Origin of the sequence: Pelagibacterium nitratireducens (genome assembly GCF_037044555.1) — a bacterium.
In the GTDB taxonomy this organism is placed as follows: domain Bacteria; phylum Pseudomonadota; class Alphaproteobacteria; order Rhizobiales; family Devosiaceae; genus Pelagibacterium; species Pelagibacterium nitratireducens.
Genome location: NZ_CP146276.1, coordinates 94,157 through 110,185, shown reverse-complemented (window position 1 = coordinate 110,185; position 16,029 = coordinate 94,157). Strand labels below are relative to the sequence as shown.

The 16,029-nt window shown below is 57.5% G+C and carries 12 protein-coding genes; 8 read left to right on the top strand and 4 right to left on the bottom strand.

What is annotated here, in order from left to right; all coding sequences use genetic code 11:
• Window positions 1–47: 47 nt before the first annotated feature.
• The 6 genes from V6617_RS18720 (at window position 48) to V6617_RS18695 (ending at window position 8,567) form a co-directional block, all read left to right on the top strand.
• Window positions 48–1,154, top strand: coding sequence for an RHE_PE00001 family protein (locus V6617_RS18720; protein WP_338610876.1), 1,107 nt, complete (start codon window positions 48–50; stop codon window positions 1,152–1,154).
• A gap of 233 nt (window positions 1,155–1,387) precedes the next feature.
• Window positions 1,388–3,331, top strand: coding sequence for a sucrose-6-phosphate hydrolase (locus V6617_RS18715; protein ID WP_338610875.1), 1,944 nt, complete (start codon window positions 1,388–1,390; stop codon window positions 3,329–3,331).
• A complete protein-coding gene (locus V6617_RS18710) occupies window positions 3,328–4,476 on the top strand; it encodes a phosphoribosyltransferase-like protein (protein WP_338610873.1) in 1,149 nt (382 codons plus the stop codon). The genes V6617_RS18715 and V6617_RS18710 overlap by 4 nt, the downstream gene beginning before the upstream one ends.
• Before the next feature lie 7 nt (window positions 4,477–4,483).
• On the top strand, window positions 4,484–6,397 hold the full coding sequence (locus tag V6617_RS18705; protein ID WP_338610872.1) for a hypothetical protein: 1,914 nt from the start codon (window positions 4,484–4,486) through the stop codon (window positions 6,395–6,397).
• Complete coding sequence (locus V6617_RS18700) at window positions 6,397–7,506, top strand: hypothetical protein (RefSeq protein WP_338610870.1); 1,110 nt, start codon at window positions 6,397–6,399, stop codon at window positions 7,504–7,506. The genes V6617_RS18705 and V6617_RS18700 overlap by 1 nt, the downstream gene beginning before the upstream one ends.
• Window positions 7,503–8,567: a PfkB family carbohydrate kinase gene (locus V6617_RS18695; RefSeq protein WP_338610868.1), complete on the top strand. Its 1,065-nt coding sequence runs from the start codon at window positions 7,503–7,505 to the stop codon at window positions 8,565–8,567. Before V6617_RS18700 ends, V6617_RS18695 begins: the two co-directional genes overlap by 4 nt.
• 184 nt (window positions 8,568–8,751) lie before the next feature.
• On the opposite strand, the gene V6617_RS18690 is transcribed toward V6617_RS18695, so the two are convergent.
• Together V6617_RS18690 and V6617_RS18685 are read right to left on the bottom strand one after the other, a co-directional pair.
• Window positions 8,752–10,089, bottom strand: coding sequence for a UvrD-helicase domain-containing protein (locus V6617_RS18690; protein ID WP_338610866.1), 1,338 nt, complete (start codon window positions 10,087–10,089; stop codon window positions 8,752–8,754).
• A 64-nt stretch (window positions 10,090–10,153) separates the two neighbouring features.
• On the bottom strand, window positions 10,154–10,468 hold the full coding sequence (locus tag V6617_RS18685; protein ID WP_338610864.1) for a hypothetical protein: 315 nt from the start codon (window positions 10,466–10,468) through the stop codon (window positions 10,154–10,156).
• 143 nt (window positions 10,469–10,611) lie between these two features.
• Here V6617_RS18685 and V6617_RS18680 point away from each other — a divergent pair, with 143 nt between their 5' ends.
• Complete coding sequence (locus V6617_RS18680; protein ID WP_338610862.1) at window positions 10,612–11,643, top strand: IS110 family transposase; 1,032 nt, start codon at window positions 10,612–10,614, stop codon at window positions 11,641–11,643.
• 327 nt (window positions 11,644–11,970) lie between these two features.
• A protein-coding gene (locus tag V6617_RS18675; protein WP_338610860.1) for an IS3 family transposase occupies window positions 11,971–13,100 on the top strand; the annotation gives its coding sequence in 2 pieces (ribosomal slippage) (window positions 11,971–12,214 and window positions 12,214–13,100; 1,131 coding nt in all).
• 30 nt (window positions 13,101–13,130) lie between these two features.
• Here V6617_RS18675 and V6617_RS18670 read toward each other — a convergent pair.
• Window positions 13,131–14,504 (bottom strand): ATP-dependent nuclease, encoded by a 1,374-nt coding sequence (locus V6617_RS18670; protein ID WP_338610858.1) that lies wholly within the window; start codon window positions 14,502–14,504, stop codon window positions 13,131–13,133.
• A gap of 49 nt (window positions 14,505–14,553) precedes the next feature.
• On the bottom strand, window positions 14,554–15,951 hold the full coding sequence (locus V6617_RS18665) for a hypothetical protein (protein WP_338610856.1): 1,398 nt from the start codon (window positions 15,949–15,951) through the stop codon (window positions 14,554–14,556).
• Window positions 15,952–16,029: the final 78 nt, after the last annotated feature.

Below are 16,029 nucleotides of genomic sequence, written 5' to 3'. Positions count from 1 at the left end.
GAAAAGCGTGTTAGCTTCCGTAGCGTAATCGAAGCGTCGTGTTATCAATGGTTTATGAAATCGGAAATCTGACCCATAAGATCCTTCTGGGGCCGTTGGCGGCCGCTGAGGATGCTCTTGCCCGGCTCGATGAGCGCGTCGCCCGGTCCGAGGTCGGTGCAGGCTTTGCCGAACGGGCGGACTTTTTCGATTCCATCGCTAGTATGTGGGTCGCCGGTGAGCTCGTCCATCTTGAGGACCTGGTTCTCCACGACGCACGGATGGACATTCGTGCGCCGAGCCACGAGCTCGTCATCGCGCACCGCATCGTGCGCGCGAGGCGCCAGGTCTCGCGGAACGATCCCGGCTGGGCAGTTTCGCGATCAGGGATCATGGCGCTGGCTGGCGTCGCGGAGGAGTCCTCCATCGAGGCCGTGTCGGCCGACAGGGAAGGGGAGGGGGTGGAGCTCGACTTGGTCTATCACGATGCACTGTCGCCCGAGCTGGCCGAGATCGACCAAGTCCTCGCTCGCACCAAATGGCTTGTTGATTGCAACGAGCCCGCCGAGCCGAGGAAGCATGAGCCCGAGCTCAGTGTCGGCGAGCTGCTCATTCGCGATCCGGATTGGGATGAAGGCGAGCGGATCGGCGAGTGGCTCGAGCTGGCCAAGAAGGTGGAACGGTTCCCGGCCACCTTGGCAGCGGCGGTTCTCTGGGATGCATGGGAACATCTCGAATCGCTGCAGCGCCAGCACTGGCTCGGACTGTTGCTTGTTTCGGATTTCCTGCGATCGCGCAGAAAGGTTCGTTCGCACCTGCTGGCCTATGCGGTTGGCCTGCGAGAAATTCCACGCGAGCGCCGCCGTGCTCGCGATCGAACGACGAGGCTGATAGCTTCTCTCGATGCAATGAGTGCCGCTGCGGCTGCGGGGATGAAGGACATCGATCGACTGACACTGGCAAAACGGCAGCTTGAGCGGAAGGCTCTGGGCAAGCGATCGACGAGCAGTCTTCCGGTTGCCATCCACCTGCTTCTGTCGCGCCCGATCGTCTCGGCGCACATGATTGCGAAGTCGGCGAAGATATCCCCTCGCGGCGCGTTGAATTTGATCGGAGAGCTGGGCGTGCGCGAGATGACGGGAAGGGGCCGGTATCGGGCGTGGGGAATTATTTGATCGGAATACGCAGCTACGTCACCCAATTGACATTCAATTTGCCAGAGTGCCCTCATTGTTTTCTGATTCTAACAAGCGGCAACGAGGAATGCCGAAAACAACTGTTCATATTCTTCTCGAGGTGCGGCGGTGCACTCCGCGAACCAGGTTGGCGATATAAAAAGGGGTATTGACTTCGCTGGGATGTGATAGGGTGTTCCTGTTATGTTCTCGTGAGGTTTGGGGGTAATCAAGTGGCAAAGCCATACGAACTGGAAATATCGCGGCTAGAAGAGACTTTTCGATGGGCCAGTACGGCCGACATTGGTGGTCTTGAAAGGGCGGTCAAGCTTGCGGGTCTTTCGGCGCTGGCGGCGATAGGGTCTGGGGGGTCTCTGACGGCCGCGCAGGCGCTCGTAGCGCTGCATCAATTCTATACTGGGAAGCCTGGAATTGTTCAAACGCCGCTTGAGGCCGTCGATACCGTGTTCGAAGCCTCCGTCAGCCAATGGCTCTTGAGTGCCGGAGGTACCAATGTCGACATCAACGCTGCGGCGAAATCACTTATTGAGCGAGAGCATCGTCAAATCGCCGTTCTGTGCGGGCGCGCCAACAGCCCGATAACGGCTATCTGCGAGCGACACCCGTTCGTAGACCTCTTGGTTTTTCCTCCGCCGGCGGGAAAGGATGGATTTCTGGCCACCAACTCCCTGCTCGCCTTCTCAACACTTCTCGCGCGAGCCTACGTTTCGGTCTTCGGCGACCCCGCAGATTGGAATGAAGTTTCCGATCTCGTCGCACCCCTCCTTGATGCGTCGAGCAAACCAGTTCTGACTTGGCGCGGCGCAGCGGACGCCCTGTGGCAGCGATCAACGACGATCGTCCTCTATGGACCGGCCACGAAAGTCGGCGCCACAGACATTGAGTCAAAATTCACTGAGGCCGCGCTCGGAAACATTCAACTGGCGGACTACCGCAACTTTGCTCATGGACGGCACCACTGGCTCGCAAAGCGTGAGGATCAAACTTCAGTCTTGGCACTCGTCGCCGAAGACGACCGTGAGCTTGCCAAAAAAACGCTGAGACTCATCCCCAAGGAGGTGCCTGTCGCGAGCCTTGACATCCCGGGCACCGGTCCGGCGGCGCTGCTCGGATCACTCCTTGCTGCGCTACGCGTCACCGGGTGGGCGGGCCAGGCTCGTGAAATCGATCCTGGGCAGCCCGGAGTTCCGGAGTTCGGCCGCAAGCTGTATCACTTGAAGCTGCCAAAGAGAGAACGTCGAGGTACAGCGCCGCGGATCGAAGCAACCGCCGCTGCGGCAATCCGGCGAAAGACCGGCGAGAGTGTCCATCTCCTCCACGAGAAGAACACCTTACGCTTCTGGCAACACGCGCATGCCGATTTTGTGGACCGGCTGGAGAAGAAGACCTTCGGTGCAGTCGTGTTGGATTACGACGGAACGGTCGTTGATACGCGCGAGCGATTTGAACCCGCCCGACCCGAAATTGCTGGCGAGCTCCAAAGGATTGCTGACAGCGACGCCATATTGGCCATCGCCACCGGTCGGGGTGTATCGGTACGGAATGACCTCAGAACGGTGTTGCCCAATAAGGTTTGGGAGAACGTTGTGGTCGGTTACTACAACGGCGCCATGATTGGCTCGCTCGCGGATGATTCGCAGCCAGATGGAACCGATGAAGTTTGCCCAGAACTGAAGACCTTGGCAGATGCCCTTGCCGAAAGCCACGAACTTTCTGGCTCGGCAAGGCAGACCAATCGCCGCTACCAAATTACGCTGGAGCCGATCCGTTTCATGGCAGAAAACAGGCTATGGGATATTGCACATCAGGTCGTCCTTCAAGTCGGCTGTACTGACGCCATTATTACCCGGTCGAGCCACTCGATCGATATTGTTGCAAGCGGCGTTTCAAAAAAGAATGTGGTCCGTCATCTGCAGGATCAGGTGAGAGGCCGCGACATTCTCACGATCGGTGACCGCGGAAAATGGCCGGGCAACGACTATGCGCTCCTCAGTACCCCCATGGGGCTCAGCGTTGACGAAGTAAGCGTGGACCCGAGCAATTGCTGGAATCTGGCGGAACCCGGGCAACGTGGGATCGCCGTCACCCGCATGTATCTTGGCGCATTGGATTCCGCAGAGAAAGGTCTGCGGTTTCGAAAGGGGGCGCTGCTATGAACGAAGACCTCGGCCTTCGGATCCTCAGCGAAATCATGCAGTGGAGTGACGACGAGGCTCGAAAGGAATTTCGTTGGCTGCGCTTGATGGCCCGCTTGAAATACGACGGTTATCGCGACTTCCAAGCCGGAATGCGTTTTATCGAGAGCCTTGCCACCTGGCTGCAACAATTTTCCACTGCGGACCAGCGAAAGACGGCCTATGAATTTGCCCGAAATGCAATCGTCTACGTTGGCCCGAGCGAGATGCAAAGGCTTGTCGAGCAGATGTATCCGAAGTTCGTTCGAGACCGCCTGGTTCGTATGGTCGCCAATGAAAAAGGGATTCCACCTTACAGGGTTTATGCCGACGCGGATGCGAGGGCTGCGGTCGAGCGACTGCGACGCCAAACGCTGTTCATGGGTCTAAGCGACGGGGCTCGCATCGACGGATTGAGACACAGCAATGTTGGGGTGCTGAACAACGAGCAAATGGTCGTCTCGACTCAGCTCGACACTGAGAAATGGCAAGACCTACTCAGCCAATTGGGAGAGGCCATTGGCGATCCAGATGCGAGGTTTCGGCTTGTCTATCTGATCGACGATTTCATGGGCAGCGGATCTTCGTTCCTTCGGTACAATGAAGAGAAGAAGAAGTGGTCAGGGAAACTGAAAAAATTCAAAGAATCGATCGTTCATGCCCAGGCTCAGCTTTCAGACCAGAAGATTTTTTCCGACGATTGGCAGCTCTGCATCCATCATTATATAGGTACGGATGCAGCGTCTCGAACGGCAATAGAACGCGAACAAGAAGCGCGATCGTCGTTTCAGACCGAAGGCTGGGCATCGGAAGTTCATTTCTCGTTCGGAACGATCCTACCCGAAAACCTGCCGATAAATGCGCCGGGAAACGATTTCGGTGACTTCATCGAGTTGACGAATATCTACTATGATCCTGCCATCCGAACGAAACACACCGACGTCGGAGGAGTAACGCATTTGGGGCTCGGCTACGCCGGGTGCGCGTTGCCATTAGTTTTGGACCACAACACGCCAAACAACTCAGTGGGTCTGCTGTGGGCTGAAACCGAGGGCGGAGAACGGGAAGGCGGCGCGACGGCGCCTCCGATGAGTCCGCTTTTCCGCCGCCGCCAGAGACACGTATAGGTGCGACTTGGTAAATCCATTTGAAAAACGGGCAACCGAGTATTTGCTGCAAGACGAAGCCTTTCTGGCTGTCGTTACCCCGGAGCCGTTGTCTACGTTTTTCAAGAAGCCGGCGAAAGAGGGAAAGCTCTACGACCGGCTATCCATGGTGATCGGGACGCCCGGAAGCGGGAAGACGACCCTCGCGCGATTGTTCAAATTCTCAACGCTTCAGGTCTTGCTTCGGAATCGTGGATTCGAAACCTACAAGACCCTGATCGACGCGCTTACATCTTGTGACGCGATCCGTGATGGCAAGCCCTCAGTTATCGGCTGCCGGATTTCGCTCGAAAGTGAATATCGCGAGTTTTGGGAGTTCCCTTATCCGGACAGTTTAAAGTCCTCGCTAACCGTTGCGCTACTTCAGGCGCGGGCAGTGCTTGCCTGGTTGCGAGATGCCCAGGCAGCCGGCATCAGCCTTGAGAACATAGAGATCGTCGCTCGGCCCGATGCTGATGCTGCCCTTGAAGCGATTGGCGGCGAAAACGGCATCGGGCTGCAGCGGCGCGCCCGAGAGATGGAAACAGCGATTTACGAAATCTCGGCCGCCCTTGTTCCTCCAGACATAGATGAGGTTGAACAGAATGCCGCGGCGGCAGCGTATCGACCGCTGGATGTCATAGACGCGTTCCGGGTCACGGATGGGTCGGGAGACCTGCAACTGACCCCGTTGGTTGTCTTCGACGATGCACATTTCTTGCACCCGAGCCAGCTAGCTGCGCTCCAACGGTGGCTTGCGCGCAGGGAATTGCGGGTGGCCCGGTGGATCCTCACCCGCCTGGACGCATTGGCTCCCGCGGATGTACTCATCGAGGGACAGAACGCTTTCGACGAAAGTGAGCCCGGTCTGAAGCGCGCTCGGGAAATCACCACCATCTGGATGCAAAGCAGCGAGGGGAGATCGAGCCAGCGGCGAGCCTTCCGGAAAATGGCGAAGGACATGGCTGGCCGGTATCTCAGCCAGATGGACGTCTTTAATCGCCGGGGCTTGAACACCCTTGGTGATCTTCTCTCGACGCATGTCGATGATCTCCCGCCTTCAAAGGCCGGCAAGCTAGCGAAGAAAGTCGACGCTATTCAGCGACGAAATTCGATCACTGCTGAGCGCCGAGAAGCGCTCGAACGGGAGGTTTCCGAGTACCTGGCGAAAACTGGGGAACCCGCCAACGACCTAAGGCTGTCGATGCTCGCCATACTTCTCGAACGATATGCAAACCGAACTCCCCAACGCGGTCTCTTCGAGGAGGCGACCGACGTCGAGCCTTCACGGCCCGTGACAGCGAGCGCGGCGATCGCTGACGGCGCCAAGATCCATCTGCTTCACCAATTTGACCGACCATACTACTACGGCATCGATGCTCTTTGCGATGCGAGCTCGGAGAACGCAGAGCAGTTTCTGCACCTCGCCGCACGGCTCGTCGCGCAGTCGGAGACCCAGTTGATACGGTCGAAGGCGCCGACACTGACCAGTCAGGTCCAACACAACTTGCTGCGCGATCGCGCGGACGAGATGATCCGCGAATGGGATTTTCCTCTCCATCATCTTGTGAAACGGCTGTCTCAAGGCATCGCCGACCAGTGCATCGAAAAGAGCTTGGAGGGCAACGCGTCGCTCAATGGCGGCGCGAACGCGTTCGGGATTCCTCAGGAAGAATTTGATCAGATCCCGAAGCTGCAGCCCGACCTCGCAAAGGTCCTTCAGTTTGGAGTTGCCTACAACGCATTCGTTCTCATTCCGAACCATGGGGCTAAGAACAAGCTCTGGTGTCTCGTCGAACTATCCGGGGTGGTACTCATCAAGAGCGGCTTGACCCTGAAAAGAGGAGGATTTCTTGAACGACGCGTGGAAGATCTCACCCGTTTGCTGGGCGAGGCCAAATAATGGCGCACGGGTGGCGATGGGATCCTTGCATTTCCCACGATGGCTCAGAAGCTGAAAGCTTTGCGTCCGAATATTTCTCGCAGAATGGCAGGAAAGCGCTGTTAATCGCAGGTGGTGGATTTGATCCACGCGCGACCCAGATTGCTGAACGTCTCGCTGCCGCCGGTGCCGATGCTCAAGCATTGTTCATCAGAGAGAACCGGCCCAATCCAGATTCTGAGCTCACTCGCCGCGCCGAAAAAAATATCGAGAAGCTTCAGACGCTGCTTCCCTCGAACGATATCCTTGCCGTCGAAATTTTCGGAGCTGATGGCGCTGTTGTCGGTGGACGCAATGTTACACTGGGCGTTTCGCGGTACGATCTGACCGAAGTCACCGACGTGATCGTCGACATCAGCGCCCTTTCAGTGGGCACAGCGTTCCCTTTGATCAGATTGTTCGTTGAGCGGATTAATCGAGGCAAGGATCCGCAGAACCTGCATCTCTTTGTGTCGCATGATCCCAATCTTGACGCGCAGATATCCTCTGTGGCGAGCGACGTTCCAGGCTATGTTCATGGGTTCAAAGGGGGGCTGACGCTCGACGCTGCCTCTCGGGCAGCGAAGTTATGGCTCCCACAGCTCGCAATGGGGCGCCAGCAGGCCCTATCTCGGGTCCACGATTTCGTCGCTCCGCACGACACATGCCCAATCCTGCCTTTTCCGGCGCGCGACCCGCGCCTCGGAGACATGCTGGCAGAGGAATACTTGGCAGAGTTCGAGAGCGGTTGGTCAGTTGATGCCCGCGACGTCGTGTACGCGGATGAACAGGATCCCCTACACCTTTATCGCACAATTCTGCGGTTGGACGATTTACGCAAGCCGGTGTTTCGAGATGCCGGAGGCTCGATCCTGGTTCTTTCTCCGCTGGGTAGCAAAGTCATGTCCCTCGGCGCCCTGATGGCGGCCCTCGAGCGAGATTTACCAGTCGCTTACCTCGAATCGATAGGGTATGATTTCGATGCGTCCGCGGATCTTGCTTCGCCGACGCCCCATATCATTCATGTCTGGTTGGAGGGAGAGGTCTACCCGCAGCCGCGCCCCAGGCTGAAAAAAGGACACGTCCCATGAACCATCCAGAGGAAAGGCCGAAGATCTTTGGCACGGGCTTGATCGCGCTCGATCTTGTAATTGGGCTCGACAGTGAAGCGCCAGTTCACTCATGGGCCGGCGGAACATGCGGCAACGTTCTCACGATAATGAGATACCTGGGTTGGGATGCCTACCCAATCGCACGAATGAATGGTGATCCCGCGTCAGAACGTGTTCGGGCGGACATGGCCAAATGGGGGGTGAAATTGGACTTTGCCAATTGCGCTCCGACGGGCCATACACCGATCATAATTCAACAAATTAGGCGCGCTCGTGACGGATCACCGACACACCGGTTCCTCTGGACGTGCCCGCACTGCGGAAAGCGTCTGCCCAGCTACAGGCCCGTCACACAGCATGCAGTGGAGGATATCACCCTCGCACTACCGGGCTCTGCGGTTTTCTTCATGGATCGGCTGTCGAGAGCTGCATTAACGCTCGCAGCAGAAGCAGCGCAAAATGGTGCCGTAGTTCTGTTTGAACCTTCCGGAAAGTCGGACGAAAAGCAGTTTGCGGAAGCGATGAAAATCGCACACATCGTGAAGTACTCGGATCAGCGCCTTTCCGAGGCGGGTGGCGCCATGACCGCCTCAACTGCGACTTTGCTCGAGATTCAGACGCTTGGCTCGCAAGGTCTGCGGTACAGACACCGTCTCGACGGGCAAATTTCCGACTGGAGCATTTGCCCCGCGTTCCCTGCGCCAAGCCTCGTGGACACGTGCGGCTCCGGCGACTGGTGCACGGCTGGCATTCTGGCCTTAGGCGCCAAACAGGGGTTGTTGGGACTCAAGAAAATGGACGCTCAAGGTTTGTCGAAGGCACTTCGCTATGGCCAAGCTCTTGCCGCTTGGAATTGCGCCTTTGAAGGCGCCCGCGGTGGTATGTATTTGGTCGAGCCTCGCGAGTTCCAAAATCAGATCAATGCCATCATGAATGGCCGGCCAGTTTTACGCACCGTGGTCCGCCATGAATCGACAGAGCCTTCCGTCGCGTGCCCGGCTTGCCCGCCCAGCACCCAGCATATTTTATCAGCCTCTTGACATGTAGCCTCACGGGAAATTCCGCGTGAGCGGCAATGAGCGCGTGATCGGACCACCCGGCCGGTCGCCTACTATGCAGCCTTCTGGTTGCCATCGAACTTTTCTCATCGCGGCCGATGGTATCGGCCTATAAGGCTGCGAAAGCAGCAAAGGTCCCCGCGTGGAGCCTCTAGGATCGCCAAACTTACCGTTGAAGCACCGGGCTGGTCGAACAAACAACCAACCGCCGTGAGCCTCGCGTCAGAGCCACATACAAGTTACGTGCGTCCAGAACGTCGGTATCGAGGACAACTGAAATGTCGGCTTCCAAGCCCTTCAGTAGCAGAGTGCTGCCGACGGCCCGCCTGGGAACGGAGCGTCCAAGGACGCGTGACTGCTCTCGAGCACGAACAGCCATCTCATAGAAGTCTGCTTTGTAGACACAGCCGTTAAGAGCTTGAATCGCGGCGCGCAGAATTGCGGGGCGAAGGGGCGAAACGCCTGCTTGCTTGTTGATCTCAACGAGTAATTCCACTGCCGCTATGGGGACCGGGTTTTTGGAAAAGGCAATTGCCGCCTCTTCCACTTCGGTCGGCGCCTTTTGGGCCCTGCCGGCAAGAAGTGACACCAACCGCTGTTTGAGTTGCCCCGCCCCAACCCCGGTGAGCGTACTGGCGGCGAAGTCAATCAAATCATCGGTAGCGGACGGCGCATCGAAATCAAATCGCTCGGCAAATCTTATGAAATCAGACAGGTCGGCATTTTCAACGACGACGGCACCTTTCACCCGGCTGGCGATATCCCTGTGTCGATTCGGCCGACGGCTGTCGCAGATAATAAGCGCCCCACCATCTGCCACCGGTGAAGCAGCATAGGCAGCCCGTGTAAGCGTTTGGATATCATCGGGACCGGAGATCTGCATCCAAGTCACTTCATCCGGTGCGCTCCGGAGATCGATCGGAGTACCGGTCTGCAGCGCTGACCGCGCCCACAAGAGCCATTGTCCCAACCTCGGAGCACCTGCGTTGTCCCAACGCCACGGTGTCGAGAGCTGACCGATCGGTGGAAACGAAGCTTCCACTGCATTCGACCAATCCACGAGAACGTTCGTTCCCCAGCCGAAGATCGCCTGCATGTCGTCGCCCAAGACACACGTAGGCAACAACTCAGACAGCTGCGCGATCATTCCGTGCTGCTGGACAATGCAGTCCTGATACTCGTCAACGACAAGCCTGGAGTAAGTCGCATCGATTACACCCGACAGATGCTGCCCATTGATAATGGCGAGCGCGCCAGCTCGAAGCGCTGGATAGTCGGTTCCCGGATTCTTCAACTTCAAGATATTTGTATGTTGCTCACTCCGTTGCGGAAAGGTCCCGACCAGGCGCATTGCCCATCCGTCGATCGTAGTGATCCGATAACGAGTTCGCAGCACGCCCGCGGCGTCTAATCGCCCCCGCAGGGCGGCAACACCGGCATTGGTGTGCGTCAGGATCAGGATTGGCTTTTCGTCCGTTGAGGCTCTTATGCATGCAGCAATCAAATGCGTCTTTCCACATCCCGCTGGCGCGGACACGCTCCCCTTGCTTGCGCTGAGAACCGTTAGTTCATCCATGAACCGTCTGCGCCCAGATCAAGAGGTTGTTCACCCGGGCCTTGAACCCCTCAGTCACCCCAGCGAAATTTGGCGCGAGGATCTCTTTGGCGACATGTTCCATATCGCCGACTGATTTGAACCAGCCGTTTTTTCCGCCCGCAGCCCGAGCAACGACAACGCGCTGATCTCCGGTGAGCGTTTGTTGTTGCGAATACAGAACAGCCCTGATGTTCTCGACGGTCGCGGCCCCTTGCGATGCCGACTTGATGTGATCGTCGACCAAGCCTTGTCCGTGAACAGAAATCGCGTAGTCGATCACCTGCAATAGAATGGCTTCGTTTACGTTGGCGACGATGGCAGTCTCAATGTCCTGTCCTGAATAGATGGAGTGGTTGCCGCCCTACCCAGCCGACAACTTCTGTTGGAGAATTGTCGGTCTGACCAAACGGGATGGGAAGGACAGCGAAGATGACAACAGAGACAATGATGGGGATCGACCTGGCGAAGAACGTTTTCCAGGTGCATGGAGCCTCAATGACTGGGGAAGTGAAGTTCCGCAAGAAGCTATCTCGGATGCAATTCCGCAGATTCATTGCTGGGCATCCTAGGGCGGTCGTTGTGATGGAAGCATGCGGCAGCGCGCATTATTGGGCTCGCGAGATCGCCAAGCATGGCCATGAGGTAAAGCTGATCGCTCCCCAATATGTGCGGCCTTTCGTCAAGCGTCAGAAGAATGACGCGGCTGATGCCGAAGCGATCGTTGTCGCCGCGCAGCGACCCGAGATGCGCTTCATCACGCCCAAGGCGGAAGAGCAGCAAGCGCAGGCGGTTCTCTTTCGCGGAAGAGAACGACTTGTTCGTCAGCGTACAGAGCTGGTGAACGCTCTACGCTCGGTGCTGTATGAGTTCGGCCATCCGACCCCGCCGGGGATTGGCCATCTAAAGCGGATTGAGGCGATCATCGAAGCTGACAACAGCGACTTGCCAGCACGGGTTCGCGAGGAGTGCCGTGATCTTTTGCTGCAGGTCTCGGAGAAGACGGAACGAATTCAGGCCAAAACCAAACAGATCGTTGCTCTGGCAACTCAGACTGATACGGCGCGTCGTTTGCAAACGATGCCGGGGGTCGGACCGATGAGCGCGTTGGCCGTTGAGGCTTTCGCACCGCCAATGGAGAGCTTTCGGCGTGGGCGAGACTTCGCTGCGTGGTTGGGATTGGTGCCGCGGCAGCATTCGTCCGGAGGAAAAGAGCGGCTTGGGCGCATATCGAAGGCCGGGCAAGCCGACATCAGGAGGCTCCTGATCATGGGAGCGATGTCTCGATTGAACTGGCTCGGGCGAAAGACCATTCCAGAGAGGTCATGGTTGTCTCGGATGCTGGCCAGGAAGCCGAGAATGCTTGTGGCGATTGCGCTGGCAAACAAGATGGCGCGAGCGATCTGGGCCATGGTGACGAAGAGAAAGGATTACGAGAATCCGGCACAGGCTGCTGTTGCATGACAGAGGTGCAGCGCGAGGTAGATGGGTGCCGGTGACGGAGGTGTGAGAAGTCAAAGACCCATATGGGCAAAATGATCGAACAGATCTGGAACAGGAAAACCAGTTAGGGGCTAGGAGCCATTCAGCTCGCTGAATAGATTTGGACCTGATCCGCTAATCACCATATCGGCCAGCGGCTTCCGAAGCGCCGCAATTGAAGGCCTGACAGAAGACCGCACTCGATCACACCCCAATGGCTCAAAAACTACTTGCATCACGGGCGGCAACCACAGAAGCCCCTAGATTTCTGGACGCCTTCTTCCCTAAATTTGAGGCAAGGAGGCCATAATGGGGTCTGGCAATTTCAGTGACGAGTTCAAGCGTGATGCAGTCGCGCAGATTACCGAGCGGGGATACCCCGTTGCCGAGGTTTCGAAGCGCCTCGGCGTGAGCCCACACTCGCTCTACGCTTGGAAGAAGAAGTTCTCGAAGCCTTCTGGGTTGGGCGATGCGGATCAAGCAACCGAGATCCGGCGACTGAAGAAGGAGCTGGCGCGCGTCACCGAGGAGCGCGACATCTTAAAAAAAGCCACCGCGTATTTCGCCAAGGATGCAAAGTGAGATACGCGTTCATTGCCGAGCATCGCCAGCAATTCACGGTTCGGGCGATGTGCCGTTGCTTGCGTATCCGACCCAGCGGTTTCTACGCCTGGCTGAAGGCTCCGCTGAGCAAGCGGGCGTTGGAAGATGCACGTCAGACCGAGCTCATCAGCAATGCCTGGAAGGAAAGCGGCAGGGTCTATGGCTACCGCAAGCTCCATGATGACCTTCTCGATCAGGGAGAGACCAGTTGTGCTAACCGCATCGCTCGTCTTGCGAGGCTTGCCGGGATCAAGGCGCAGATCGGCTACAAACGACGGCCCGGCTCCTATGGCGGCAGGCCCTCGATCGTGGTCGACAATACCTTGGCTCGCCAGTTCGATGTGAAGGCCCCGGACAGGGCGTGGGTGACAGACATCACCTACATCAGGACCCAGGAAGGCTTCTCCTATCTGGCCGTTGTCATCGATCTGTTCTCTCGTCGCGTCATCGGTTGGTCGTTGCAGAGCCGCCAGACAACCGACGTCGTGTTGCAGGCTTTGCTCATGGCAGTATGGCGTCGAAAGCCCAAGAGCAAGGTCTTGATCCATTCCGATCAGGGCTCCCAGTTCACCAGCATGGACTGGGCAGCCTTTCTTAAGCATCACAATCTTGAGCACTCGATGAGCCGACGGGGGAATTGCCACGACAACGCTGTGGCAGAAAGCTTCTTCAATCTGCTCAAGCGTGAGCGAATACGGCGCAGAACCTATCGAACACGCCAAGAGGCAAGGCAGGACGTGTTCGACTACATCGAAATGTTCTACAACCCAAAACGCAAGCACGTCAGGAACGGGATGCTGTCACCCGTCGAGTTCGAACGGCAGCAGGAAATCTAACCCGAGGGTGTCCACGAAACTCGGGGCTATTCATCCATCGTCCCATGTGAAGGTCGAGCATCCTGCCTGGGCAGCTTCAGCGATCAGAGCGGCAGAGGGGCTGACGTCATCGTCGCGAAAGACGGCAACGCGGTATCCGAGAGCGGTGAGTGCCTTCGCCCGCTCATAGGGTCGATCAGCGTGCCCGCCACCGCAGTCAACGATCGCAACACCAGCGGCCTGCAGAGAAACGCGGCCGTGCGCCACGCAGAATTGATCGAATCCCCGCACAAACCCTACCTCGGTCGCACCTTCGCAGATGAGGACAGAGGGCGCCAGGAAAGCGCCGGGAAACGCGCGAAGTGTACCCTGCGCCTCGGCGGGCACAGGCAGGGGCAAATGCTGTCCGTCAGCCGACTTCCTGAGAATGAACAGTTGCTCCGAGCCAAGCTCGCGCAATACGACAGGCGAGTGCGACGTGGCGAATACCTGTTGAGGTGGCGGATTGGTTTTCGCACCGAATGAGCCAATGAGCCGCAGGATCCTGTGCGGCTCCAATCCGTGTTCGACTTCGTCGACAAGGAGGATAGACGTCTTGTCCGCCACTTGGCGCTGAAGACCGGCGATCAGCAGGCGTGTCGATCCCGTTCCGAGGCCTCGCAGAGGCACACCAAGCTCGTTGTGAAGCGCAATCGTTCCCCCGCTCGTGGATACTGAATGGGTGTCGAGAAGGGCTTTTGCCGCAGCGCCGATCGGCACGCCGAGCTCGTTTTCTGTCCGGGTGACGACCGCAAGCGCATCTCCGAGTTGCCTATCTGCCTCGGTACCGAAGTTCTTCCGAGCATCTCGAGCCGCGTTCGACAACGCTTTCGAGGCATCGGGCTTCTCCTCGCTAAGCCGGTTTAGGACCGACCCGCGCCGCCATGCGAGATTGTTTTCCGACCAGGGTCCGAGCCGGGTTGGGGAGAGGGCGATCCAATCGCCCCAGTTCAAGCCGCGATCGAGCCCTTTGTCCTCCGCCCGCTTCGATATCAAGCGCCATTTCGGCTCTAGGTCGCCAGCCACGGAAAGATTGAGTCTGAGGACGGTCTCCAGACCGTGCCCAGGTTCATCTTCAATGCTCCCATCGGCGGCTCGCATTCCCGAAAGAAAATCTCCGTAGGTCTCATAGTTCTTCAGATTGTCGTCCAACCGACCGAGAACCAGCGTGATCGATATGTCGTTCTCGACGCTGAGGTTGTGAAAGTCAGAATCACCGATCGCGAGAGAACGCCGCGCGCTGAGGCAATAGTCGATGGCATCCAGCACGCTGCTCTTGCCAGCATCGCCGGCTCCGATGAGACAGTTCACGCCTTCGGTCGGGCGCCAATCGAGTGACCTGATTGATCTGAAGTTCCTGATCTCTACTTTTCGGATGACCGCCATAAATCCATCCCCCGGCGTTGTCTTCCGCGATGCATGCGCCCGGAAGTCTTCAGTCGCGCTCGATAATAACCCGGATCAATTCTTCTGCATCATCTTCGATTTCTAGGCCGTCGAGGCCTAAATCCGGCGCAATGCCGACAGATTCTTTTTCGCCGTCAGGTTCATCGTCGGGTTTGACCGCGAAGGTAATCGAGCGACCCGTCTCAATGATTGCTCGCATCCATTGCTCGATGACGGCCGATTGATCGACGCACGTACCCACCCAAGCGCCTTTGACCACGCTGACAAACGCTGAATTGTCGAAATATCTCCGCACGTTCGAATAGGCGAGGCGCCGACCGCCCTTCGGCCCCAAAAGCGCGTCGTCATCGGAAAGCCGCTTCCAGTAAGACAGGGGGACGTACATCCCCTTTGTGAGTGCGCTTGAATCCGGTTCGAACTGAATTCGGGGGCAAAACTTCAGGAAGAAGGGATCGTTGTTCAGACGGAAGTCGTCTGTGGTCCCGGACTCTTCCAGCTTTGTCAGCTCTTCGAGAAACGCTTCCATGCGTTCGATTTCTTCGGAAAGCTTCTTTTCTGGAAACCGAAAGATTGACCCTTCGTTCTCGTCGGGTTCCATGGCCTTGTACTGTACCAGCACGAAGGACTTGAACCTTTCATTGTAGTAAATCAGGTCGGTGCCGGTTTGCTCCTCGAGTCGGAGCCGATTGGCGAGGACAACCGTTAGCCTGTTCCCCGTTTCTTCGTCTTGAAACACGGCCGCCGACGCATTTGGCACGCGACGAATGAATTCGTAGCCCGGGACCATCGAAAGGTCCCTTACGATCATTTCATCCTCGCGTTGGCGCGATTCCGATAATCCATCGAGGAACGACTGCGGTGCCGCATCCTCGTGCAGCGCCCATTCCCGCAAGGGTGCGCGGTCTATCCCGGCAAGCGACATGGCTGTCGCCACGGCTTCCTTCTGCTGCCCTAGAGCTTCTCGCGCCTCACCGCTGAGCCTGGAGAGCCGATCTCGCGTGGTCTTTGTGAAGCGGTCGATTGACTTCCCTGTTTCCGGGGCGAGGCGGACGATCAGATCGATCACCTCATCAAACGCCTTGGGTGTCAGCAGTCCGCCATTTCGGAACCTGTCGGCGACGACCTTCCTGTTTCTTGCAGGGACGCCATTGATTACCTTCTGCACCGTCAGCCGGGTCTTGAGCGATTCGACATCATTCACATTCAGGCGACTTTGCTGTGTGCCGGCGTTCGCGCCGCGACGTCCGCTCGCTATGTGGGTGATCCGTCCCTGCGATCCCACGATGAAGCAGACGAGAGGGACATTGCGGCTATGTGAAAAGGATGGAACTGCCTCGGCAAAAAGGCCAGATTCATTCAACGCATCGGCGAAGACCTCTGCCCGCGCTTTGTCCAGTCTCAACACATATGCGTTTGGCTTGGCCAAGTTTTTACCTGCTACACTTCAGCGCCTTCATCTTCGGGGCCGTCGTTTCCTGAGTTAAGTCGATCCAATTCCCGTCTC

What these genes read in the sequence shown, in the direction of transcription:
- V6617_RS18670 (WP_338610858.1), bottom strand. Translation starts at nt 14,504, where the DNA reads ATGGCGGTCATCCGAAAAGTAGAGATCAGGAACTTCAGATCAATCAGG.
- V6617_RS18710 (WP_338610873.1), top strand. Translation starts at nt 3,328, where the DNA reads ATGAACGAAGACCTCGGCCTTCGGATCCTCAGCGAAATCATGCAGTGG.
- V6617_RS18695 (WP_338610868.1), top strand. Translation starts at nt 7,503, where the DNA reads ATGAACCATCCAGAGGAAAGGCCGAAGATCTTTGGCACGGGCTTGATC.
- V6617_RS18700 (WP_338610870.1), top strand. Translation starts at nt 6,397, where the DNA reads ATGGCGCACGGGTGGCGATGGGATCCTTGCATTTCCCACGATGGCTCA.
- V6617_RS18680 (WP_338610862.1), top strand. Translation starts at nt 10,612, where the DNA reads ATGACAACAGAGACAATGATGGGGATCGACCTGGCGAAGAACGTTTTC.
- V6617_RS18720 (WP_338610876.1), top strand. Translation starts at nt 48, where the DNA reads ATGGTTTATGAAATCGGAAATCTGACCCATAAGATCCTTCTGGGGCCG.